The 23130-nt window shown below is 68.5% G+C and carries 20 protein-coding genes; 16 read left to right on the top strand and 4 right to left on the bottom strand.

Translation table 11 applies throughout. The features are described from left to right. Positions 1–279 precede the first annotated feature (279 nt). On the bottom strand, positions 280–1458 hold the full coding sequence (locus GX414_09930) for an acetyl-CoA C-acyltransferase (protein ID NLI47414.1): 1179 nt from the start codon (positions 1456–1458) through the stop codon (positions 280–282). Positions 1459–1623: 165 nt separating this feature from the next. On the opposite strand from GX414_09930, the gene GX414_09925 reads away from it, so the two are divergent. Both GX414_09925 and GX414_09920 read left to right on the top strand, forming a co-directional pair. Continuing rightward, positions 1624–2985, top strand: a complete 1362-nt coding sequence (locus GX414_09925) for a DUF512 domain-containing protein (protein ID NLI47413.1) — start codon at positions 1624–1626, stop codon at positions 2983–2985. A gap of 101 nt (positions 2986–3086) precedes the next feature. Continuing rightward, positions 3087–3479: a hypothetical protein gene (locus tag GX414_09920; GenBank protein ID NLI47412.1), complete on the top strand. Its 393-nt coding sequence runs from the start codon at positions 3087–3089 to the stop codon at positions 3477–3479. A 17-nt stretch (positions 3480–3496) separates the two neighbouring features. On the opposite strand, the gene GX414_09915 is transcribed toward GX414_09920, so the two are convergent. After that, positions 3497–5017 (bottom strand): hypothetical protein, encoded by a 1521-nt coding sequence (locus GX414_09915; protein ID NLI47411.1) that lies wholly within the window; start codon positions 5015–5017, stop codon positions 3497–3499. Between the two features lie 134 nt (positions 5018–5151). Between GX414_09915 and GX414_09910 the strand changes: the two genes are divergently transcribed. Then, a complete protein-coding gene (locus GX414_09910; protein ID NLI47410.1) occupies positions 5152–6534 on the top strand; it encodes a radical SAM protein in 1383 nt (460 codons plus the stop codon). Between the two features lie 157 nt (positions 6535–6691). Here the strand turns inward: GX414_09910 and GX414_09905 are convergent, their stop codons facing one another. Next, positions 6692–6946, bottom strand: coding sequence for a hypothetical protein (locus GX414_09905; protein ID NLI47409.1), 255 nt, complete (start codon positions 6944–6946; stop codon positions 6692–6694). A gap of 411 nt (positions 6947–7357) precedes the next feature. Here GX414_09905 and GX414_09900 point away from each other — a divergent pair, with 411 nt between their 5' ends. From GX414_09900 to GX414_09885, 4 genes are read left to right on the top strand one after another with little or no spacing between them, the layout of a single operon-like run. Continuing rightward, on the top strand, positions 7358–7828 hold the full coding sequence (locus GX414_09900; GenBank protein NLI47408.1) for a hypothetical protein: 471 nt from the start codon (positions 7358–7360) through the stop codon (positions 7826–7828). Between the two features lie 40 nt (positions 7829–7868). Next, on the top strand, positions 7869–8264 hold the full coding sequence (locus tag GX414_09895; GenBank protein NLI47407.1) for a PilZ domain-containing protein: 396 nt from the start codon (positions 7869–7871) through the stop codon (positions 8262–8264). Next, positions 8257–8931, top strand: a complete 675-nt coding sequence (locus GX414_09890; GenBank protein NLI47406.1) for an HAD-IA family hydrolase — start codon at positions 8257–8259, stop codon at positions 8929–8931. The genes GX414_09895 and GX414_09890 overlap by 8 nt, the downstream gene beginning before the upstream one ends. Then, complete coding sequence (locus GX414_09885) at positions 8915–9874, top strand: GNAT family N-acetyltransferase (GenBank protein NLI47405.1); 960 nt, start codon at positions 8915–8917, stop codon at positions 9872–9874. Before GX414_09890 ends, GX414_09885 begins: the two co-directional genes overlap by 17 nt. Here GX414_09885 and GX414_09880 read toward each other — a convergent pair. After that, the gene (locus GX414_09880) at positions 9844–10644 is read right to left on the bottom strand and encodes an inositol monophosphatase (GenBank protein NLI47404.1); all 801 of its coding nucleotides are present in this window, start codon (positions 10642–10644) and stop codon (positions 9844–9846) included. The two genes, GX414_09885 and GX414_09880, sit on opposite strands and share 31 nt — an antisense overlap. A 344-nt stretch (positions 10645–10988) precedes the next feature. Here GX414_09880 and GX414_09875 point away from each other — a divergent pair, with 344 nt between their 5' ends. From GX414_09875 to GX414_09835, 9 genes are all read left to right on the top strand, one after another. Next, complete coding sequence (locus GX414_09875) at positions 10989–11786, top strand: PhoH family protein (GenBank protein ID NLI47403.1); 798 nt, start codon at positions 10989–10991, stop codon at positions 11784–11786. Between the two features lie 172 nt (positions 11787–11958). Then, the gene (locus GX414_09870) at positions 11959–14016 is read left to right on the top strand and encodes a S9 family peptidase (protein ID NLI47402.1); all 2058 of its coding nucleotides are present in this window, start codon (positions 11959–11961) and stop codon (positions 14014–14016) included. 288 nt (positions 14017–14304) lie between these two features. Continuing rightward, positions 14305–14760: a hypothetical protein gene (locus tag GX414_09865; protein ID NLI47401.1), complete on the top strand. Its 456-nt coding sequence runs from the start codon at positions 14305–14307 to the stop codon at positions 14758–14760. A 370-nt stretch (positions 14761–15130) separates the two neighbouring features. Next, positions 15131–15829, top strand: coding sequence for a hypothetical protein (locus tag GX414_09860; GenBank protein ID NLI47400.1), 699 nt, complete (start codon positions 15131–15133; stop codon positions 15827–15829). A gap of 22 nt (positions 15830–15851) precedes the next feature. Continuing rightward, on the top strand, positions 15852–17294 hold the full coding sequence (locus tag GX414_09855) for a mechanosensitive ion channel (protein NLI47399.1): 1443 nt from the start codon (positions 15852–15854) through the stop codon (positions 17292–17294). Between the two features lie 127 nt (positions 17295–17421). Further along, complete coding sequence (locus tag GX414_09850) at positions 17422–18381, top strand: hypothetical protein (protein NLI47398.1); 960 nt, start codon at positions 17422–17424, stop codon at positions 18379–18381. A 181-nt stretch (positions 18382–18562) separates the two neighbouring features. Then, positions 18563–20782 carry a carbohydrate binding family 9 domain-containing protein gene (locus GX414_09845; GenBank protein ID NLI47397.1) on the top strand — a complete coding sequence of 740 codons (2220 nt, stop codon included), beginning with the start codon at positions 18563–18565 and terminating at the stop codon, positions 20780–20782. Positions 20783–20914: 132 nt separating this feature from the next. Continuing rightward, entirely contained in the window at positions 20915–22594 is a 1680-nt protein-coding gene (locus GX414_09840) for a DEAD/DEAH box helicase (GenBank protein NLI47396.1), read from the top strand. A gap of 133 nt (positions 22595–22727) precedes the next feature. Then, the coding region (locus GX414_09835) for a hypothetical protein (GenBank protein NLI47395.1) at positions 22728–23130 on the top strand (403 nt) is incomplete at its 3' end.

Here is a 23130-nt window from a genome sequence, read left to right as displayed (position 1 = left end):
GCCCGATGTCGCCCCGGTGGGGCTCCGGGTGATTCGATCATTCGACGGGCGCATCACCGCCGGACCAGGGGCGCCGCCCCTGGCTATTCCCCGCCGTCCCTCCGGACCGGGCCCTTGCCCCCAGGCGGTGTGATCGGGTGATCGCAGGGTGATTCCGGCTCCGCCGGATTGGGATTACGATCACGAATTTGGAGTGTGATTTCGATTACGCGCACGATTACGAATTACGAGCACGAGGAGATCGCAACTCCGATCTCCTCACTATTCACTTTTGACTGTTCACACCCGTTCCACCACCAGGGCCGCGGCTTCGCCGCCGCCGATGCAGAGCGACGCCACGCCGCGCCGGGCGCCGCGCGCGGCCAGCGTATGGAGCAGCGTCACCAGGATCCGCGCGCCGCTGGCGCCGATGGGATGCCCCAGCGCGATCGCTCCGCCGTGGACGTTGAGCCGCTCGGGGTCGATGCCCAGCTCCTTCACCGCGGCCAGCGCCACGGCGGCGAACGCCTCGTTGATCTCGAACAGGTCGATGTCGCCCAGGTCGAGCCCGGCCTTGGCCAGCGCCTTGCGGATGGCGCCCGCCGGCGCCGTGGGAAAGTCCGCCGGCGCCTGGGCGAACGACGCCTGGGCCACAATCCGGGCCACCGGCTGCAGGCCCAGCGCCGCAGCCTTCTCCGCCGCCATCACCACCACCGCCGCCGCGCCGGCGTCGATCTTCGAGGCGTTGGCCGCGGTGATGGTTCCCGCCTTGTCGAACGCCGGGCGGAGCTTGGCGATCTTGTCGAACATCACCTTGCCCGGCTCCTCGTCCGCGGCGACCATCACCGGGTCGCCCTTCCCCTGGGGCACGGCGACCGGCACGATCTCGGCGGCGAAACGGCCGTCCTTCTGGGCGGCGATGGCCCGCTCGTAGCTCCGGACGGCGAACGCGTCTTGTTCCTCGCGGGTGAACCCGAGCTCGCGCACACACCGCTCGGCCGCCGTCCCCATGTGGAAGTCGTTGTACGGATCCCACAGCCCGTCGTGGATCATGCCGTCGAGCACGGTCCCGTGGCCCATGCGGAAACCGCTCCGGGCGCCCGCCAGGTAATACGGCGCCTGGGACATGTTCTCCATGCCGCCGGCGACGACGATGTCGGCGTCGCCGCAGGTCACCGCTTGGGCTGCCACCATCACCGCCTTGAGGCCGGAGCCGCACACCTTGTGCAGGGTCAGGCACTCCACCGCTTGGGGCAGGCCGGCGTAAAGGGCCGCCTGGCGCGCCGGGGCCTGGCCGCAACCACCCTGGAGCACCTGGCCCATGATCACCTCGTCCACCTGGTCGGGCGCGACGCCCGCCCGGCGGACCGCCTCGGCCACCGCCGCGGCGCCGAGCCGCACGGCCGGCACGGCCGCGAGCGCGCCCAGGAACGACCCGATGGGCGTCCGGACCGGGCCCAGGATCACCGCCTCACGCAACGTTCGACTCATGATGCCCTCCTTGAACGGCCCGGCGACTGCCGGCCGGTGGCCGCTCGGCGCGTGGGATTTGCGGATATTGTAGCCGACCCGGCGGCGCCGGCCAAGGGGATTGGGGATCCGGCCGGGTCTGTTATAATGAGGCGCGCCCGGGAGGTCGCTGTCGTGGCCGCGGACTTGCGCAAGACCGGCATCCGGATGGAGGAGGTGGCGCCCGGCTCGCCGGCCTGGCAGATGGGCCTGCGCGCCGGCGACCGCTGCCTCGCCATCGACGGGCGCGTCCCGCTGGACTATCTTGATATCCAGTATCATCTGGCCGACGGCGGCCCCCACGTCATGGACGTGGCGAAGGCGGACGGCCAGCGCTGGGAAGCGGAGTTCGAGCTGGACGAGGACGAGACCCTGGGGATCGGCTGGGAGGGCATCCGCCCGCGCACCTGCCGCAACCGATGCGTGTTCTGCTTCGTGGACCAGCTCCCTCGCGGCGTCCGGCCGAGCCTCCGGATCAAGGACGAGGACTACCGCCACTCCTTTCTCCACGGCAACTTCATCACCCTGAGCAACCTGACCCCGGCGGACCTGGACCGCATCCTGGCCCAGCGCCTGTCGCCCCTCTACGTCTCGGTGCACAGCACCGATCCTTCCTTACGCGCACGGCTGGTGCGCTGCGGCGCCCGCGACCGGTTCTTCGAGTACTTCGACGCCCTGGCGCGCGGCGGCATCGCCCTCCACACCCAGGTGGTGCTGCTGCCCGGCCGCAACGACGGCGCCGCGCTGGAACGGACCATGACCGATCTGGCCGCGCGCCACCCGGCGGTCCGATCGCTGGGCATCGTCCCGGTGGGCCTCACCCGCCACCGCGCCGGGCTCCCGGCCTTGCGGCCGCCCGACCCATCGTTCTGCCGGGCGGTCATCCGCCAGGTCCAACCCCACCAGGAGCGGTGGCGCCGCCGGCTGGGCGTCCGCTTCGCGTACCTGGCCGACGAATTCTATCTGCAGGCGGAACGCCGCCTGCCGCCGGCATCGGCCTACGACGATTTCCCCCAGCTCGAGAACGGGATCGGCCTGGTCCGGGACTTCCTCGAAGAGACCGTGGCGCTGCTCCGGGAGCCGCCACCGGTGGTGCGGGTTCGCCGCGCGGCGCTGGCCACGGGCACCCTGTTCGCGCCGCTGCTGGCGCAGGCGCTCCGGCGGATCAACCGCCGCTGGGGCGTGGCGTTCCGGGCGCTGCCCGTGCCCAACCGATTCCTCGGCCCCCGGGTTACGGTGGCCGGCCTGCTCGCCGGCCGCGACATCGCCGCCGCGGCCGGCCGCCTCGCGCCCGACGAGTGGCTGGCCGTCCCCGGCCAGTGCGTGGGCGCCGGTCACGGACGGTTTCTCGACGATTGGACGCCGGCCGACCTGGCCGCCGCCGCGGGACGCCCTGTGGCGCGTCTGCCCTTGGGGGCCGCGGGTCTGCGGGCCCTGGCCGCCGGAGAGCTCGAGCCGGCGCTCCCCCGCGGGGAGCATGGCTTGAAAAACCTTTGACAACGCATAAAATCGTGGTAAATATGACTCATACCCAGATAACAACGGTATGATCTACATTCCTTTCACTCATGAACCCCAGCTTCATTCAAGGTGAGTAGATGAACTTCATCGAGATGCGTGTCGAGGAGTACATCGACGAGGCGCTCGACGCCGACTCCCCGGACCATGCGCCCAGCATCGCGGCGCTGCGCAAGTTCGTGACCTACATGGACCGGGAGACCGAGATCTACAGCGTCCAGGACATCACCCCGGCCGAGGCCCTCGACTTCCTCCGGACGGTGCGCAACATCCGGGAGCGCGACATCACCATCGCCGCGCTCAACGGCTTCTTCGCCTTCCTGCTCAAGAAGGAGCTCATTGACCGCCCCCTCCAGCTCGACGCCAAGGGCGTCTTCCGCGCCAAGCCGTTGGAGCAGGTTCCCGACGTGGCCGAGCTGTTCGAGGACGACGAGGATTCCCCCCGTCACAAGCCGCGCCGTCTCCAGGAGTGAGCCGCGCGCACTCCCGATCAACCGTCCGCCGCCACCCCTCGGCCGGCGCCGAGCGCCGTCCGCCGGACAATCCGCAATCCGCGACGCCACCGCAGGTTGCATTCCACGAGCCGCACGTCCAGACCGGACCGGAGATAGCCGGCCAGCGCCCGCTGCTGCCGGTGGCAGCGGAAGAGCGGCGTCACGAGGACGAGCGCCGGCGGTTCCGGCGACAGCCGCACGCCGGCGAAGTAGCCGCAGCGCCCGAACGCGCCGCTGCGCAGTCCGTCGGCGACGCGCTCCCAGTAGTCGAGAGCCTGGAACAGCAGCGTCCCGCACTCGGCCGCCTTGATCTCCACCACCACCAGGCGGTTGGCCGCGTCCAGCGTGAGCACGTCCATGATGGAACGGCCCGTGCCCCGGTAGGTGGGCACCTGCCGGTAGGTCCACGCGCCCTGGAACATCGGATCCAGCACGCCGATGTCGTCCAACAGCAGGCGCTCCAGCCACCGTTCGGGGAACAGCCGGTAGGCGGCGTGGCCGGGCACGAGCGGCGGATCCGCCCGCAGGCGGACCGCCTGGCCCACCAGGGCCAGCGCCCGCTCCCGCCCCAGGTCCGCCCAGGCGCGCAGCGGCGGCTCCCACCCCACCAGCAGGTCGGCGGGCCCGCCGCCCCCCACCCGGACCAGGGGGAGTCCGCGGCAGCTCACCACATCGAAGGCGTACGGGGTCTTCTCGTGGCGCAGGTCGCCGGGGAACGCCGCCACAAGCTCGCGGGCCAGCGCGTTGTCAAAACACGGCCGCTCGGGGGCAAACTCGAAGCTCACCGGCAGGCGGCACCGGCGGCGGATCTCGGCGGTGTCGATCTCCTCGACGGTGTCCGCCGCCAGGTCGTACCGGAAGAGGCGCGCTTGCACCTGAGCCGGATCCAGCAGCTCCAGCCGGCCCAGCAGGTGCAGCGCCGCATCGCCGTGAAGGCACAGCGCCAGCGTCCGGTCGAACCGCCGCCGGGTGCCGCGGCAGTGGCCGAACCAGACAAGAGCCGCCGTGAGGAACGCACTCCCCGCGACGGGCCCCTGGAACGGGTAGAGACCGAGACCCGCCGCAAACCCACCCGGACACCGGAACACCAGCCGGGCGAAAAGCCCCGGGACGCGCTGCCGCGCGTCAGGGCCGGAAGCGACGGACTCCAGCGCCAGCCCCCGTGGCGGCCGGCGGGCCAGCAGCGCCGCCAGCCGCAGGTCGTAGAAGCGCCGGCTGGCGTCCGGCGACAGGCCTTCGGGCGGCGCGCCCTCCGCTTCGCCGAGGAAGCGCAGCGCCAGGCCCGGCGCCCCGGCCAGCGCCACCCGCTCCGGACCGTCGCAACCGAACCCCAGCACCCGGAGCGGCTCCGGCCAGCCGGCCACGGCCAGCCAGGGCGTCCCCCGCGCGTCCACTTCGCACCGGCACACCCCCGCCGGCAGGTCCGGGGTGAGCGGCACGCCGCCCTGCTCCAGACGGCAGGGGCAGAGCGCCGCCAGATCCCGCACCAGTCCGGCCAGTTTTCGTCCCGCCGTCATGGGCACCTCTCCACCTATTAATAACGGATTGGTCGCCGGGTGTTCGAAACCGGCGGCCGCCACTTCGCATTGATTCCGCCGCGACGCCCCGCTACAATGCGGGGAACGAAGGGCCCGGCCCCGCACGGAGCGGCATGAACGTACTCCTGGTCAAACCGTACAGCGACTTCCCCACCCGGATCCCCCACCTGGGCCTCGGCTACCTGGCGGCGGCGCTCCGGCGGCGGGGCCACGCCGTGCGCATCGCCGACTGCCCCCGCGAAGGACTCGGCGAGCGGGAGCTGCTGGCCATGGTTGCCGGGTGGGCGCCCCGGCTCGTGGGTCTGAGCGCCTTCACCGCCGACATCCCCGTGCTGCGCGGAATGTGCCGCGCCCTGCGCGCCGCGCTGCCGGGAGCGACCCTGGTCATCGGGGGCCCCCATCCGAGCTGCCTGCCGGACCACCTCTTCGGCTACATTCCCGAGATCGACTACGCCTTCGCCGGCGAGGCCGAGGCGGGACTGGCGCAACTGGCCGACGGTCTGGCGGCCGGCGGTTTCGATCCGGCGGCGATTCCCGGTCTGGTTTGGCGGAGCGAGGGGGCGGTCCGCGCCAATCCGCCCTATTTCGAGTCCGACCTTGACGCCCTGGGCCTGCCGGCCTGGGACCTGCTGCGCCCCGAGATCCCGGTGCTGGCGCCCCACGGCGCGTTCGTCCGCCGCCAGCCGTCGGCGCCCATCGTCACCAGCCGCGGCTGTCCGTACCCGTGCACGTTCTGCGCCGCGCGCAGCGTCAGCGGCCGGCGGATCCGTCAGCGGTCGCTCGAAAGCGTGCTCGAGGAGGTGGCGCTGCTCGCCGACCGCCACGGTGTCCGCGAGCTGCACATCGAAGATGACAATTTCACGTTCCGGCGGGAGTTCGTGGCCGGGTTCTGCGAGGGGCTGCTGCGCCGGGGCGGCGCGCTGCCGTGGTGCTGTCCCAACGGCGTCCGGCTGGACTCGCTGGACCCGGAGCTGCTGCGCCTCATGCGCCGCGCCGGCTGCTACTCGCTGTCACTCGGCATCGAGTCGGGGGCGCCCCGGGTGCTGGCGATGATCCGCAAGGGGCTGGAGCCCGACGGCATCCGCGAGCGGGTGGCCTGGATCCGCGAGGCGGGGATCAAAACGACGGGCTTTTTCATCATCGGCTTCCCCACCGAAACCGCCGCGGAGATCGAGACGACCATCCGCTTCGCCCGGGAGCTGGCGTTGGACCGCGCCCAGTTCAGCACATTCCTGCCCCTCCCCGGCACCGTCTATTTCGACGAGCTGGTCGCCGCGAACGGCCTGGACGGCATCCCCTGGGAGGGCTTCCTCACCACCGAGGCGTTCGAAGTCCCCGGCGGCCTGCCCCGCGGCGAAGTGGTGCGGCTGCAGCGGCGGGCCTTCCTGCGGTTCTACGCGCGGCCGGGCACCCTGCTGCGGCTGGCGGGCGAAATCCGCGGCCCCCGCCACCTGGCCCACCTCGCCGCCCGCGCCGCCGCGGTGTGGAAAAGTTAACGGTGCGCAGTGAACAGGAAACAGTGAACGGCCGGCCGCGGGCAGAACGTCGTGCCGCCGCCGGCTATGGGTTCCGCCTGCACGCGGCGTGAGAATCCGGGGCATCGGCGCGCGTTCAGCGAACACGCGGTACGGTGACGCTCCTGTCGGCGGGCGATCACTCCCGGGTCTTGAGCTCGGACTCGTGGGCCGCGATGAACTTGCGGAGGTCCCCGGCCAGCTCGAGGAGCTTGAGCCACTGCTCCTTGTAGAGCGTCACCGGGAAGCGGCCCAGCCCGTACACCGACACGGCGCCCTTGGCGCTCACCTTGAACGAGATCGCCCGCGGCACCCGTTGTTTCTTCAGAGCTTCGTTTTCCGCCTTGACCCGTTCCAACTCCGCCTTCAAAGCCTCCAGATCGTCTGCGGCCATCAGTCCCTCCTGCCGGGTGATTGTTGCCGCCTATTGTACCCCAGATCCACCATCGCGCGTCCATCCCATTGGTGAAGGATGATGATCGGACGGAGCGAACCGTGACGGACGACGCGCGCCACCCCAGAGCAGCTCATTCCGAACAACCTGGGTGCTATCCGGACACCGTGCCCCTGCCCACCCACAGTCTGAGTGTCCCAGGTTATGGGGGAGCCCGCGCCGGCACGCCGGTCCGATCTACGCATGCCGGTGTCCCGGGTTTTGGGACAAACCCGAGCTTTCAGGACCCGAGTCTCAACGTCAATCACAAGCCCGCGCTCGAGGGCGACCGAAAAGCGGTTGTCAAAGACGGCGGCGGGTTTGTATAATGAACATACCATTGCCCCAACCATCCGGCGATCCGAGGACCCTATGCTGAGCAAAAACCTCATCGATGCGATCCTTGCGCACTCCGACGAGATCGTCACGCGCATCGTCGACGCCATCCTGACCCATCCACGAACGGCCTACTACCACACCATGGATCGCTCCGAGCTCAAGAAACGCGTCGAGGGCATCTTCAAGAATCTGGGCAAAGCCCTCCAGGAGGGGGCTGAGGGCGAGCTCCGGACCATCTACCTCAAGTTCGGCAAGGTCCGTTATTTCGAGGGCGTGCCGCTGGCCGATCTGCTCTTTGCGCTGATCCTCTGCAAGACGAAGGTGCTCAGCGTGGTGCAAAAGCACGTTGTTCCGGAATCGTCGGCGCAGCTCTACCTGGAGATGCAGCTCCACGACACGCTGGCCGGATTCTTCGACGACCTCGTCTACTTCACCACGAAGGGCTACCAGGAGGCGTGTGAGGAGACCGCCGGGGGATCGCCGGCGAAGACCCATCTGTTCTGACCGCGGCGGACGGCGCCCAATCCCGGACTGGCAGGAAACCATGAAAGAGAGACGTGAGTTTGTTCGCATCCCCCGCAAAGGACTCATCAAATTCCGGGAGATGCATCTGCCCAAAAGCCTGATTTCCGACGAGGCCTCGTTCTACACCAACATCTCCCCCGGCGGCATCCTGTTCGAATCCGCCTACCACCTGAGTCTGGGCACCATGCTCAAGCTGGAGATCGAGCTCAAGGACTGGTCCCGCTGCCTGCCCGACGCGGACAAACTCCCGGGCGGCAATTCCCAGCCGCTGCGGGTGCTGGGCGAGGTGGTGCACTGCCACGAGCTCAGCCCCCAGAGCGGTTACAGCATCGGCATCAAATTCGTCAACCTGGATCCCCGCCATCAGCAGGCGCTGCTGAAATGCCTCCAGGACCACGCCGCCCAGCATGATTAAAGGGATCATCTTCGATCTGGACGACACGTTGTACCCTTTCCAGGAGTACCTCGAGAGCGGCTTCTGGGAGGTGGCCCGCTACGCCGGCGGCAAATACGGCATCGACCCGCAGGAGTCGTTCGCCTATATGAAGATCCTGTACTCCCGCTACGGCGAGCGGGAAGTGTTGTCCAACCTGGTCTCCTACTTCTCCCTGGAGCCGTCGGCCATCATCGAGATGATCTCGGTGTTCCGCGAGCACCGCCCCAACATCGCCCTCTACCCCGCCTATCGCAAGACGCTCCAGACGCTGGGCGACACCTATGTTCTGGGTCTGCTCACCGACGGCGATCCCGGCGTCCAGGACAAGAAGATCAAGTCGCTCCGCATCCAGAAGTACTTCAAGCACACCATCTTCACCCACAAGTTCGAGGAGGCGAAGTGGAAGCCCAACGCCTTCTGCTTCACGCTCATGGCCCGGGTGATCGGCTGCAACCCCCGCGACCTGGTCTTCGTCGGCGACAACCCGCTCACCGATTTCCTCGGCGCCAAGAAAGCCGGCTACCTCACGGTGCGGGTGCTCACCGGCGAGTTCCGCGACAAAGCGGTGCCCATGGAATTCGAGGCCCATCGACGGATCAAGGACCTGACCGAGCTGCAGGACTACATGAATGAGTTCTTCCAGTAGCCTCCCCCGCCTGGTCCCGCTGTTCGAAATCGGGTCGGCCCAGCTGGCGCCCGTGCTGGAGGCGGAGCGGGCGGAGTGGGCCGCAAGCCTCGACTGGGACTTCGAGCCGGCGTTGGCCTCGCTGCGCTACATGCTCGACAACCGGGTGCTCCCCGGCGTGGCGGTGGCGGTGGGCGACCGCGGCGTCGGCTATGCCTATTACCTGTTCCGCGACCAGCGGGCGCTGGTGGGCGGCCTCTACTTCCTCCCCGAGTTCCGGGACGGCGACTGGCCGCGGCTGGTGCTCCAGCGTGTCTTCCAGGAGCTGGCCCGCCAGCCGCTGGCGCGCTCCATCGAGGGGCAGATCCTGTTCCCCGGCCCCGAGCGGTCGGCCGGACCGCTGCTCCGTGCGAGCGGCTTCCAGTTTCTGGAGCGGCGGTTCCTTCGGCTGGAGGCGCCGGCGGAACATCCGCTCCCGCCGGCTCCGGCGGACCTGACCCTCCGCCCCATCCCCGAGGGCATGCTCGATGACCTGGCGCTGGTGATGACCCACGCCTACCACGGCCACGTGGACGCGCGGACATCCTCGCTGTACCTGAGCTTCGACGGCTGCGCGCGCCTCCTTCAGGCGCTGGTGCTCCGCGGCGGGTGCGGACCCTGCGAGGCATCGCTCAGCCTGATGGCCGCGGTGCGCGACACGCCGGCGGGCGCCATCGTCGTCTCTCGGATCTCGAAGGGATCGTTCTTCATCTCGCAGGTATTCGTCCACCCCCGATACCAGGGCCAGGGGATTGGGCGGGTGCTCGTGGGCGCCGTGGTCAACGCGCTGGCCAGGCGCCACCCGGGCGCCGGCCTCAGCCTCACGGTCTCGCGGGACAACACGCGGGCCTATGACTGGTACCGCCGCCTGGGTTTCGCCGACCGGCTCCCCCACTATGCCTTCATGAAGCTGGCCGGCGACTGAGCGCCGCCGGTCACCGCCAGCATCTGCGCATGGATCCGGCCGTTGGAGGCTACGATCTCCGGGAAGTGGACCGAGAAGGACCCGCCGTCGAACCGGCTCAGCCGGCCGCCGGCTTCGGCCAGGATCGCGGCGCCCGCCGCCGTGTCCCACGGGCGGAGCCGCCGCTCCCAGAACCCGTCGAAGCGGCCCATGGCCACGTAGCACAGGTCCAGCGCCGCCGAGCCGTCGCGCCGGATGGCTTGGGCTTGCCGCAGGAACGCGGCGAACAGCGGCACGATGTCGTCAGCGGTGTGGGCGTCGTAGGGGAATCCCGTGGCCAGCATCGCCTCGCGCAAGCTGGCACATGCCGAAACACGGATGGGCGCGCCGTTGAGCCAGGCGCCGCCGCCCCGCACCGCCCAGAACTCCTCCCCCAGGGCCGGGGCGTAGACCACGCCGAGCAGCGGCTCATCCCCCCGCACCAGGCCCACCGACACGCCGAACGGCGGGTAGCCGTGAACGAAATTGGTGGTGCCGTCCAGCGGATCGATCACCCAGGTGTACTCGCCGCTGCCCGCGTGCGCTCCGGATTCCTCCAGCAGGAAAGCGTGGCCGGGGAACGCCGTCCGCAGCCGGTCCAGCACGGCCTCTTCGGCTTCCAGATCGGCCTGGGTCACGAGGTCGATGGCCCCCTTCTTCCGGACGTCGAGAGCTCGGCCGAAGTGGCCCATGAGCACATTTCCAGCCGCCCGGGCCGCCTCTCGCGCCGCCGCCAGCCATGCCTGTTCCATGCGCGCCTCCTGTCCGCCGTTCGCGGCCGTCCACTATAGCAATCCCGCCCTGCCCGGCGCAACCGTATTGACGGCCGTCCCGCCATTCATTAAGATAGCGGGCGATCGACGGGCGGGAGGATGGTGTTTTGGTCCAACTGGTGCTGGATCCCAAGAGTCTCGAGTTTCTGTTCGACAAGCAGAAGGAAAGCCTCAAACTCCTGGAATCGCTGTTCAACGTGGATATCCACATCCGCGGCCACCAGCTCCAGCTCGAAGGCGCCGCCGATGACACCGCCGTGGTCCGCGGCATCCTCGAGGATTTCGCCCGCCTCTACGCCGACGGCGTCGCCCCCGACCGGGACATGGTCCGCCGGGCCGTCCGCGAGATCGCCGAAAACACCGCCCTGAGCCTCAACGACTTCTTCCAAAACCCGCGGGTGATCCAGGCCGGCCACCGCAAGATCTGCCCCAAGAGCCGTAACCAGAGTCTCTACGTCGAGGAGATCTTCCGGCAGGACCTGGTGTTCGCCATCGGTCCGGCGGGCACCGGCAAGACGTTTCTCGCCGTGGCGGCCGCGGTGAACCTGCTGCTGGACAAGCGGGTCGCCCGGATCATCCTTACCCGGCCGGCGGTGGAGGCGGGCGAAAAGCTCGGCTTCCTCCCCGGCGACATGCAGGAGAAGGTCAACCCCTATCTGCGGCCCCTCTACGACGCCCTGTATCACATGCTGGACTACGAGCGGGTGCAGAAGCTGCTGGAGCGCGAGGTCATCGAGATCGCGCCGCTGGCCTTCATGCGCGGCCGGACGCTGAGCGATTCGTTCATCATCCTCGACGAGGCGCAGAACACCACGCCGGAACAGATGAAAATGTTCCTGACGCGCATCGGGATCAACTCCAAAGTCGTGGTCACCGGCGACATCACCCAGGTGGATCTGCCCAACGGCAAGGTCTCCGGCCTGATCCAGGCCCGCGAGATCCTCCGCGACATCGAGGGGATCCGCTTCTGCTACTTCGACGAACGCGACGTGGTCCGCCACTCCCTGGTCCAGCTCATCATCAGCGCCTACGCCCGGTACGGGGGACAGGCTGCGCCGCCGCCCACCCGCCGGGAAGAGCCGCCGGATGACGCCGGAGCCGACGCCGGCAATTCCCGCTGAACCGGATCACGCCGCGGGTCCCGCGCACGACGGGGCGCCGCGACCACGGGAGATTGTTTTTGTGTCCGGCAACTCTTTGTGTTCAAATAGGGGTTCTGACGGCGCCGGGGAACGCCCCTGGACCTGACACCGCAATGAACCGATTCATCACCACATCATGGAGGAATACCACATGCGCATCGGATGGCTTGTTCTGGCTCTGTCGATCGCCCTGGGTGCCGGCGTGATGGGCGCCACTCCCGCCACGGAGACGCACCCGTTTTCGGTCCACGACATGCTGGCCATGGACCGGGTCTCCGAGCCGGCCGTCTCGCCCGACGGCAAGCTGGTGGTCTTCACGCTCCGCCGCACCGACCTCGACGCCAACCGCGGCCGCACCGACCTCTGGGTGGTGGGAACCGACGGCACGGGGCTGCGCCGCCTGACCACCCACGAGGCCGGCGACAACAACCCGGTCTGGTCCCCCTGCGGGGGATGCATCTTCTTCCTGTCCACCCGCTCCGGATCGTCGCAGGTGTGGCGGATCCGCCTGGACGGCGGTGAAGCCACGCCCGTGACCAAGTTGCCGCTGGACGTGGCCAACCTGGGCATCTCCCCCGACGGCAAGCTGCTGCTGTTCTCCATGGATGTGTATCCTGATCTCAAGACCGTCGCCGAGACCGCGAGCCGCCTGTCCGAACTCGAGAAGAGCAAGGCCACCGGCAGGATCTGGGACCGCCTGTTCGTCCGACACTGGGACACCTGGACCGACGGGCGGCGCAGCCACCTCTTTGTGATGCCGATGGCCGGCGGCGAGCCGGTGGACCTGATGGCGGGCATGGATGCCGATGCGCCGAGCAAGCCGTTCGGCGGCACCGAGGAGTTCACGTTCACCCCCGACAGCCGGGGCGTGGTCTTCACCGCCCGCGATGCCGGCCGTGCGGAGGCGTGGTCCACCAACTTCGACCTGTACCTCGCGCCTGTCGACGCCTCCGCGCCGCCGAAGAAGCTTACCGACAATCCGGCCTGGGACACCCAGCCCGCCTTCTCCCCCGACGGCAAGACGTTGGCCTACCTGGCCATGAAACGGGCGGGTTACGAGGCCGACCGTTATGCGATCATGCTTCGCGCCTGGCCGGACGGCGCGGCCAAGGAACTGGCCCCCGGCTGGGACCGCTCCCCCCAGAACATCGCCTGGTCCCCCGACAGCAAGACCATTTATGCCGCGGCCGACAACCTGGGCCAAACCTCGCTGTTCGCCATCGACGTCGCCACCGGCGCCGCCCGCGTGGTGGTGGAGCAGGGTACGGTGAGCGACCCGAGCCCGGCCGGTGACGTGATCCTGTACGGCCTCGACCACCTGAAATCGCCGGTGGAACTGTACACCGTCCGGCCCGACGGGAGCAGCGTCCGCAAAATCACCGCGATCAACGATGCCAAGGTGGCGGCGGCCCGAATGGGCGACTTCGAGCAGTTCACCTTCAAGGGCTGGAACAACGAGACCGTCTACGGCTACGTGGTCAAGCCGGCGGACTTCGATCCGGCGCGCAAGTACCCGGTGGCCTATCTCATCCATGGCGGGCCGCAGGGCTCTTTCGGCAACCACTTCCACTACCGCTGGAACCCCCAGGCTTACACCGGCGCCGGCTATGCCGCGGTGATGGTGGATTTCCACGGCTCCACCGGCTACGGCCAGGCGTTCTGCGACGCGATCCGGGGCGATTGGGGCGGCAAGCCGCTGGAGGACCTCCAGAAGGGGCTGGCGGCCGCGGTAGCCAGATACCCCTGGCTCGACGGCGAACGGGTGGCGGCGCTCGGCGCCTCCTACGGCGGCTACATGATCAACTGGATCGCCGGCAACTGGCCCGACCGCTTCCGCGCGCTCGTGGTCCACGACGGCAACCTGGACGAGCGGATGGCCTACTACGACACCGAGGAACTCTGGTTCCCCGAATGGGACCATGAGGGGCTGCCGTGGGAAAAGCCGGAGCACTACACCCGGCACAACCCCATCGATTACGTGAAGAACTGGCGGACTCCCACGCTGGTCATCCACGGCGGCAAGGATTACCGCGTGGTGGATACGCAGGGGCTCTCCACCTTCACCGCCCTGCAGCGTCGCGGCGTCGAGAGCCGGTTCCTGCACTTCCCCGACGAAAACCACTGGGTGCTCAAGCCCCACAACTCCATCCTCTGGCACGACACCGTCATCGCCTGGCTGGACAAGTTCTGCAAGGCGGACGTCAAGTAATCGACCGACTGCACCCGAGCGACACCCGGCGGAGCCCCCCGGCCCCGCCGTTTTTTTGCTGCGTCCACGTACTTCGCGCACACCGTGCGCGAGTCCGGCCACAGCAAGATCACCCGGTCTTCTGCTGCACCCGGCGCGCATTCATCGAACGCGCGGCACTCGGGAACTCGCGGTCGCCAGGCCGCAAGGCGCTCCCGCCGGCGTTGCGTCCCCGCCCGCCCGGGAGTACAATGACCTCAAGCATAATCTGGTTACAGGCAGCCGGATCGAGCGGCCGGGAGGGGCGTCATGGCAATGACCGAGAACTGCTTCGACCGCGTCTACCGCCAACTGCAGGTTCTGGTGGCGGAATGGTCTGCGGGCATGCTGCCGGACGGAGCCGACCAGATGGTCCGCTTTCTGCCGGACCTGTTCCGGCTGCTGCGCCGCGTCGCCTACGACATGGAGATGCCGGGTGTTGACCGCCGCCTCGCCGCCGCCGCGGTCTTGTACATCGCCGACCCCAACGATTTTCTGCCGGATACCGACGAACAGAGCGCCCGCCGGCGGCTGGACGACCTGTGGGTGGCGTTCACGGCGTTCTTTCTGCTGATCCAGAGCGGCGCCGTCTCCCGGCTCGAGTCGCACTGGCGCTCGGAGATCCCCTTCCGGGAACTCCTGGAGTGCCGCCAGCTGCTGGCCGGACTGAGCGATGCGCTCCCGCCGCGCATCCTGCAGATGGTGAATCAGTACCTGGGGGATTGAACGCCTGGCATTCGGAGAGGGGATTCATGAACAGCCGGCTGTGGATGCTGCGGGCGGCGGCGTGCGGGCTGGCGCTGGCCGCTGCCAGTCCGGTCGCAGCCCAACACGCGTTCCCCGTCACCATCACCTAGCGCCGGCGTGGCGCGGCGCGGTGAGTACGCCGTATTCGGTGTGCCGTTGCCACGGAGCCGGAACCTGAGCGACACGACGCAGCTTCGGCTGCGGGTGGTCGCGGGTGCGCCCGTCCCCGCCCAGTTCGAAGTGCTGTCGCGCTGGGGCGGACCACCCGATCAGGTGACCGCTCCCGTCCGGTGGGTGCTGGCGGGCTGTCTGGCCGCCCTCGCCGCAGGCGGCAGTCAATCGCTGGTCCTTGACGACGAGGGGTCCGGTCCCCGCCCCGCCCGTTGCGGTTCAACTCGACAGCCACACGCCGGGAGAACTCCGCATCGACACCGGCGCCGCCCGGTTCGATCTGGCCACCGGCGCCGCGTTCAACCTGCTGCGACAGGTTACCGTGTCCGGACAGATCCAGCTCGAACCGCTGGCGGCCGTCGAGGCGATTCGCTACCGACCCTCGCAGGACCGGAGCGTGGTCGCCGGCGGCGCGCCCGACTTCACCCCGCGCGCCACCGTGGTGGCGGTGGAGCGCAGCGGTCCGCTGCAGGCGGTGGTGCGGGTGGAGGGGAGCATCCCGGATGACGCCGCGCGGGCGGTGCCCGACTTCACGGCCCGGCTGCATTTCACCGCCGGCCGGGACGACGTCCGGCTGGACTTCACCGTGGAGAACAACCATCCGGTGCTCATGGGCGAATGGGATCAGCCCACCAACGTCCACGACCAGGGCGCGCCCAACAGCATCTATCTGGGCGCCCTCGAGCTGAACCTGCAGCTCGCGGAAAGCGCCGGCAACCTGACCGTCCGAAACGAATCGGGCGTCACCGTGCGGCAAGGACGTATCGAAATCCCGCCACTTCCTGCCGCGTCTCCCGGCGCCCGTCCGACGGACGGGCGCTACTACGCAGCAGACCGCGCCCGCCCCCCACTTTTACCTTGGGATAGCTTGTGGTAGACTCGACTTTTGCGGAGGCGCCATGAACCTGCACCTGGCCGAGTTCACCACCAGTTGGGTCTTTCTCGTTCTGGGCCTGGTCCTGTGGGCGCTCAGCCGCGCCCTTCCCCTGCTCCGCCGGAGTTCCCGTCTCCTGCTGGTGACCTGCCTGGTCCAGGTGTTCCGGGACGCCGCCGCCGCCGGCCTGATCACCGTGTCGTACCACCTGCTCAAGGCCGCCGACTCGGTGTTCATCTTCCTGCTGGTGGCCATCAGCATTTATCTCATCCGCGATCTCACCCAGGCGTGGCTCGCCCGCCGGGGCGTGTCCATCACCCGGCTGGTCTGGGACCTGAGCATCGGCGTGGCCTACGCCATCCTGTTCCTCCTCCTGCTGAAAGAAATCTTCAACATCGACATCACCCCGGTGCTGGCCACGTCCGCCGTGCTCACCGTGGTGATCGGCCTGGCGGTCCAGGACACGCTGATCAACCTCATCGCCGGCACGGTGTTCCATTTCGAGGATTCGCTCCGGCCGGGCGACTGGATCCAGGTGGACGACACCATCGGCCAGGTCAAGGAGCTGACCTGGCGCTCCGTGCAGCTGCTCACCACGGACAACGAACTGGTGGTGGTCCCCAACCAGGATTTCACCAAAAAGCGCTTCCAGAACCTGACCCGCCACAACGCGGTGCGCACCCTGACCATCGGGACCAGTTACGCCGACGATCCCGACCTGGTCATGCAGGTGCTCAAACAGGCGGTGCTCTCCACGCCCGGCGTGCTCTGGCAGCCGGAGCCGGTGGTGTACATCGTCAAGTTCAACGACTTCTCCATCGACTACCGCGTCCGCTTCCACATCGAGAGCTACACCGGCTACCGCCGCCTGGAGGGCGCCGTGCTGCGCGCCATCTGGTACAACTTCCAGCGCCACCACATCACCATCCCCTTTCCCATCCGGACGCTGCAGCTCGAGCGCCGGCCGTCCGCATCCGCCGCCGACGGTAACGGCGAGCGGGTCCGCGAGGCGCTGGCTCAGGTGGACATGTTTCGCATCCTTAACAGCGAGGAGATGGCCGCCGTCGCCGCCAGCGCCGAGATCGTCGAGTATCCGGCCGGGGCCGTCGTGGCCCTCGATGGCGATGTGGGCCGGAGCATGTTCGTCATCCTGCGGGGCAGCGTCGACATCCAGAAGGACGGCAAAAAGGTCGCGGCGCTCGGCCAGCACGAGCTGTTCGGCGAGATCGCCCTGTTCACCGGCGAGCCGCGCGGGGCCACCGTCATCGCGGCCGAGCCGCTGCAGGTGCTGGTCATCGAGAAGGACGGCTTCGATGCCATCCTGAAGCGCAACGAGGGCTTCATCGCCAAGATCGAGCAGATGGTCGAAGAGCGCCTCCGCGCCACTGCCGGCGCCGGAACGGATGACGTCAAGTCCGACGCCAAGCGCAGCATCCTCGGCCGCATCCGGAAGTACCTCCTCGGCTGAACCGCCCCGGTCCACACCCGAGCCCCCGATGCGCACCCGCCTGCCCATACCCCGCCGGTGCCGCCGCGGTATAATGGAGGCGTCCGGATCCCATGGTTCGATCATCACCCGCGACACCGGAGGTCCCATGCGGCGCATTGTGTTCTTCATCCTGACCGTCACCGTCATCCTCTCCGCCACCGGAGCCGGCGGCGAGTATTTCGACTGGCGCGAGTGGGGCGCCAATGAGGCGCGGTATGCCCCCGCCGAGCCGCTGGCCCGGGCGCAGCACATGGTCATCCGCCTGGGCCAGGAGCTGAAGCGCCGCGGCGTCGACCCCAACTACTCCTACTTCGGCCGGATCTGGTCCGCCGCCAAGCACGGCGACCAGTCCCTGGGGACCTGCCAGGACCTGGCCATGGTGGTCAACGACGTCCTGTCCGGCGCCGGCTTCAAGGACGACCAGCTCTGCACCGTGATGGCGTCCAAGGAAGGATTCCAGCGCATCAAGAAGGGCTGGTTCTTCGACGTGAACCTGGATCATGTCTGCCTGGTGGTGGTGATCGACGGCGTCCCATACACCTTCGACCTGTGGGCCCAGGGGGGCACGGACGGCCACTTCGCCGGCTTCAAGGGAAGCGTCTGGAACGGCCTGCCCCTGAAGGCCTGGATCGAAACCATGCGGCAGTACAATTACACGGCCTTCACCGTCAACCCCGGCCGGAAAACCGCCTACGGGCCGGAAACCGGCGACCACGTCATCGCCGAGATCGTCCGGCGCGCCCGGGCCGCCGCGACAGGCAACCGATCGGCCCCGCCGGACAAGCCGGCGGCCCAACCGGCTTCCGATGACATTGTGGGAACCTACACCGCCATCTACCCGGTCTACCTGAGGACGTTCCACAGCGGCAGCCGGGTGGAGATCCTGGCCAGCGCCGAAAAGCGCGGCGACCAGTACTTCAGCGCCCACAAGGTGTATTGCATCATTAAGGACGGCCCGCGCAAGGGGGAGGAGTACTGCTGCGCCTCCTTCGAGCGTCTCCACACCCTGGCCCAGCTCAAGGCCGCCGCCGCCGAGATGCAGCGCTACCTGGACCAGCACAAGTAACTCCAGCCGCACGGCCCGACACCTCGGCGCCGCCGCCCGCCGGTACCGGCCGCGGTCCGCTTCGTCCCACTATCACCCCTGCGTCGAACGATTTCAATCCCGGCAGCGTATAAACCAGCACCCATGCGCTGACGACGTTGCCTCCAGCGCCGACGGGAACGCTGACTGGCGGGGATAGACCGTGAACCGACACCTCATCCGATGCCGTGCCGAAGCGGTGGAAGCCACGCTGCTGCTGCTCCTGCTCCTGTCGCCGTCCGCAGGCCGCCTGCAGGCCGCCGCTGTCGAACCGCTGAAGGTCGCGAAAGCGGCCGCCGCGCCGGTCATCGACGGCGTGCTTGACGACGCGGTCTGGCAGGGCGCGCCCCTGGCGAGCGGACAGTTCGTGACCTACAACCCGGCCTTCGGCGCAAAGCTCCCCCAGACCACTGCAGCCTGGCTGGCCTACGACAAAAAATATCTCTATGCGGCGTTTTTCTGCCACGACACGGAACCCGGCCAGATCAAAACCAGCGTCACCCGCCGGGACAACATTTTCAACGACGACTGGGTGGGCTTTTCCATCGACACCTTCAACAGCCGGCAGAACGGCTACGAGTTCTTCATCAACCCGAGCGGCATCCAGGGCGACCTCCTGAACACCGCCGGCCAGGGAGAGAACTCGGCGCCCGACTGGGTCTGGGACAGCGCCGGCCGCATCACCGCCGACGGCTACCAGGTGGAGGTCCGGATCCCGTGGAAGAGCATCCGGTTCCGTAGCGGCGCCGACGTGACCATGGGCGTTTTGTTCTGGCGGCGGATCAGCCGGCTGGGCCAGAGCGGCTCCTGGCCGGATCTGCCGCCGGGCGCCGGTTTGCTCAACTCCCACACCACCGTGCGCCTCGAGAACCTGGAGCGGCCGCTCGTCCTGGAAGTCCTGCCCAGCTTCACTTACAGCCGCGACCAGGTGCGGCAGACCCCCGACGAGTGGGCGCCGGCGGAGAATTCGCCCGATTTCGGCGTCGGCGTCAAGTACGGCCTCACCTCCTCCATCACCGCCGAAGCCACCGTCAACCCCGACTTCAGCCAGGTGGAGAGCGACGCCTTCCAGGTGGAGGTGAACCAGCGCTACCCCATCTTCTACAGCGAGAAACGCCCGTTCTTCATGGAGAACATGGGCATCTTCAGCCTGGCCGCCACCAACGGCGACTTCAACATGAGCACCGCCGTCCACACCCGCACCATCGTGGATCCGCTGTGGGGCGTCAAGACCACCGGCAACCAGGGCCGGGTGGCCTTCGGCTTCCTCGCCGCCGGGGACGAGTGGCCGGGGCGCGAGCTCGACGGCGAGGTCATCCCCAACGAGGGGAAGCGCGCCGGCTACATGATCGGCCGGGCCAACTACACCCTGAGCGGCGACAACTACATCGGCGGCATCGTCACCAGCCGCACGTTCGCGGGCGAGGCCAACCGCGTCGCCGGCGCCGACTTCCAGTACCGTCTCGGCGACCGCCACCAGTTCAGCGGCTTCGCCCTCTACAGCCGGACCCGGGCCGACGGCGCGTCGGCCGCTGACGGCGCCGCCGCCATCCTGACATACGAATACAGCACGCCGTCGCTTGGAATCTGTACCGCGTTGGAACATTACGATCCGGGTTTCCGGATGGACACCGCCTTCTACCAGCGCACCGGTATCAACCGGATCATCGGCTACTTCGGCCCCGTCTACCAGCCGAAGTCGGACCGCTGGGCCTGGATCAAGAGCGTCAATCCGTTCCTCTATGCCTTCGCGCTCCACGACACCGTCACCGGGATGGACGACTACCTGGCGCTCGCCGCGCTCCGGATGAACTTCGTCCGCCAAGGCTCCCTGCGGCTCGACTACATCCATTGCCAAGAGGCCTGGGCGGGCCGGCTGTTCCACCCCGGAATCTTCCGGGTCCAGGGCAGCCTGCAGGCGACCAACTGGTTCCGCTTCGGTTTCAACTTCAACACGGGCCGCGACACCTACTACGACCTCGCCGCGCCCGTGCTGGGCAACTCCCTGAGCGTCGGCGGCAACGTCACCGTCCAGCCCGACACCAAGCTGAACCTGACCATGGACGTCCGGCGCAACGCCATGGACCACCCCGACGGCGGTAACCTGTACACCGCCGCCGTGGCCAACTGGCGCACCACCTACCAGTTCAACAAGTCGTGGTTCGTCCGCGCCACCCTCCGCTACGACAGCTACCGGCAGCGGGTGCTCACGGACTTTCTGGTCTCCTACACCTACATCCCCGGGACCGTCATGTTCGTGGGCTACGGCTCGCTCGTCCAGCGGCAGGACTGGGACGACGGGGAGTGGCGCTCCGGCGACGGCTCGTGGCTGACCGCCCAGCGCGGCCTCTTCATCAAGCTCAGCTACCTGTGGCAGAAGTGATCGCGCCATCGATCCATTCACCGCGGAGACGCTGAGGCGCAGAGCTCACTCCATGTTCATTGCCGCACATCACCGATTCGTTCGGCTGATTCACCCATTCACCGATTCACCGATTCACCGTTTCGGTTTATAATGGGCCTTCGCCGCGCGGACGATCCCCGGACGCCCGACGCTCCAAGTCAAATCATCGAGGTGTATTTCATGACCCAGTCCGACGACCGTCCCGATTTCCCGCCCGCCGAGGCGCCCGACCACGACCGCACCTTCGGCCCAGTCGGCGCCGGCGACGCCGCGCCGCCGGCCGCCCCCCCGGCGGCGCCGGTTGCAGCCGATCCGGTCGATGAGTCCGCCGAGCCCGGTTTCCATCTGGTGGAACCGGACAACCCCCTGCCCGCCATCACCGCCGACGACCTGCCGCGGGCCCAACGCGAGGCCGTAGCCCGGATGGGCTGGACCGCCTTGACGCCGGTCCAGTCCCGGGCGATCCCCTACGTGATGGCCGGCCGGGACGTCATGGTCCAGTCGAAAACCGGCTCCGGCAAGACCGCCGCGTTCGTGCTCCCCATCCTGGCCCGGATCAAGCCCGATTTGGCCGCCCCCCAGGCCCTGGTGCTGGTGCCCACGCGGGAACTGGCCCAGCAGGTCTTCCACGACGTCGAAAAGCTCGGCGCCGGGACCGGCGTCCGGCCCCTGTCGGTGTACGGCGGCGTCGGCTACGGGCCGCAACTCGACGGGCTGCGTCAAGGCGCCCATATCGTGGTGGGCACCCCCGGCCGGATCCTGGACCACCTGCTCCGCGGCACGCTGAAGCTGAACCGCCTGCAGGTGCTGGTGTTCGATGAGGCGGACCGGATGCTGTCCATGGGCTTCTACCCCGACATGGTGGCCATCCACGCCTATCTGCCGCCCCGGCGCACCGGCTTCATGTTCTCGGCCACCTACCCGCCGCTGGTGCGCAAGCTCGCCGCCCAATTTCTGGACCACCCCGGATTCCTGAGCCTGAGCACGGACGTCATCCACGTCGAGGAGACCACCCACATCTGCTACGAAGTCCCGCCCATGGACAAGGACCGGGCGCTCATCCGGATCATCGAGTTCGAGAACCCCGAGGCCGGCATCATCTTCTGCAACACCAAGATGCGCGTCAATTACGTGGCCACGGTGCTCCAGCGCTTCGGCTACGATGCCGACCAGCTCTCGGCCGACCTCGGCCAGGCGGCGCGGGACCAGGTGCTCCAGCGCCTGCGGGACCGCAAGCTCCGCTTCCTCGTCTCCACCGATCTGGCGGGGCGGGGCATCGACATCCTGCACCTGTCCCACGTATTCAACTACGAGGTGCCCGAGGACCCCGAGGCGTACATCCACCGCACCGGCCGCACCGGCCGCGCCGGCGGCACCGGCACGGCCATTTCGCTGGTCTCGCCCATGGAGGGGATCGAGCTGGTGCGCTTGGCGAAGAAATTCAAGATCCCCATCGAGACGCGCCCCCTGCCCGACGCGGCCGACGTGGAGAAGCTCGTGGCCCAGCGTCTCACCGCCCTGCTCGAGGGGCGGCTGCGCCAGCGCGACAAGCTGCAGGTGGAGCGAATGCGCCGCTTCCTGCCGCTGGCCCGCAGCCTGGCCGAGGGCGAGGACGAGCTGACGCTGCTGGCGATGGTGCTCGACGACGCCTACCAGGCGGCGCTCCACGCGCCGCTGGCCCCGCCCGACGAGTTGCCCAAACCCCGCGCCGTTCCCCGCCGCCGCGAAGCGGACGAACCGTCCCGCGAGGGCGGCGCCGACCGGCGCCGTCCCCGCCGCCGCCGAAAGTGATACAATAGATTCAGCATCGTCTTCCCATCGCCCCGCTCGGGACGGCCGAGCGCGCCGGACTGCCGGCTGCAATGCAGCTGGCCGGCACTGTATTCTGGCTGGCGGTGACGGGCATCACCGCAAAGGAGGGGTCATGAGACCGCACCTGGCCTGTGTCATTCTGGTGACCGTCATGTCCGCGGCCGCCTGGGGTGTCGTCTACACCGGCACCTACGAGCTGCGTCACGACTCCGTCACCATCACCCTGGTGCTGCAGCAGGACGCCGCCGGCAACGTCACCGGCACGCTGCGCAGCACCACCGGCATGCAGTACCGCGTCGAGGGGATGGTGGAGCCCGGCGAGGAGGTGGCCGTGGGCGCCTGCTCCGGCCCCGACGGCGCCGTCTACTTCGAGGCCCACCTGCAGGGCGACACCCTGCTGCTGGCGCTCATCGAGGCGACGCCGGGCACCAACGCGCCCGACTACGACAAGATGCGCCAGCTCACGCTCAATCGCGTGCGCGGCGCGACCGCCCCCCCGGCGCCGCCGCCGCCCG

It is taken from the genome of Acidobacteriota bacterium, assembly GCA_012517875.1.
Lineage (GTDB): Bacteria > Acidobacteriota > JAAYUB01 > JAAYUB01 > JAAYUB01 > JAAYUB01.
This window is presented reverse-complemented; position numbering and strand designations above follow the sequence as displayed.

Bases quoted from the DNA above. Each gene is read 5' to 3' on its own strand.
- GX414_09920 (NLI47412.1), top strand. From the start codon at position 3,087: ATGAACTTCATCGAGATGCGTGTCGAGGAGTACATCGACGAGGCGCTC.
- GX414_09915 (NLI47411.1), bottom strand. From the start codon at position 5,017: ATGACGGCGGGACGAAAACTGGCCGGACTGGTGCGGGATCTGGCGGCG.
- GX414_09910 (NLI47410.1), top strand. From the start codon at position 5,152: ATGAACGTACTCCTGGTCAAACCGTACAGCGACTTCCCCACCCGGATC.
- GX414_09905 (NLI47409.1), bottom strand. From the start codon at position 6,946: ATGGCCGCAGACGATCTGGAGGCTTTGAAGGCGGAGTTGGAACGGGTC.
- GX414_09900 (NLI47408.1), top strand. From the start codon at position 7,358: ATGCTGAGCAAAAACCTCATCGATGCGATCCTTGCGCACTCCGACGAG.
- GX414_09895 (NLI47407.1), top strand. From the start codon at position 7,869: ATGAAAGAGAGACGTGAGTTTGTTCGCATCCCCCGCAAAGGACTCATC.
- GX414_09890 (NLI47406.1), top strand. From the start codon at position 8,257: ATGATTAAAGGGATCATCTTCGATCTGGACGACACGTTGTACCCTTTC.
- GX414_09885 (NLI47405.1), top strand. From the start codon at position 8,915: ATGAGTTCTTCCAGTAGCCTCCCCCGCCTGGTCCCGCTGTTCGAAATC.
- GX414_09880 (NLI47404.1), bottom strand. From the start codon at position 10,644: ATGGAACAGGCATGGCTGGCGGCGGCGCGAGAGGCGGCCCGGGCGGCT.
- GX414_09875 (NLI47403.1), top strand. From the start codon at position 10,989: ATGGTCCGCCGGGCCGTCCGCGAGATCGCCGAAAACACCGCCCTGAGC.
- GX414_09870 (NLI47402.1), top strand. From the start codon at position 11,959: ATGCGCATCGGATGGCTTGTTCTGGCTCTGTCGATCGCCCTGGGTGCC.
- GX414_09865 (NLI47401.1), top strand. From the start codon at position 14,305: ATGGCAATGACCGAGAACTGCTTCGACCGCGTCTACCGCCAACTGCAG.
- GX414_09855 (NLI47399.1), top strand. From the start codon at position 15,852: ATGAACCTGCACCTGGCCGAGTTCACCACCAGTTGGGTCTTTCTCGTT.
- GX414_09850 (NLI47398.1), top strand. From the start codon at position 17,422: ATGCGGCGCATTGTGTTCTTCATCCTGACCGTCACCGTCATCCTCTCC.
- GX414_09840 (NLI47396.1), top strand. From the start codon at position 20,915: ATGGGCCTTCGCCGCGCGGACGATCCCCGGACGCCCGACGCTCCAAGT.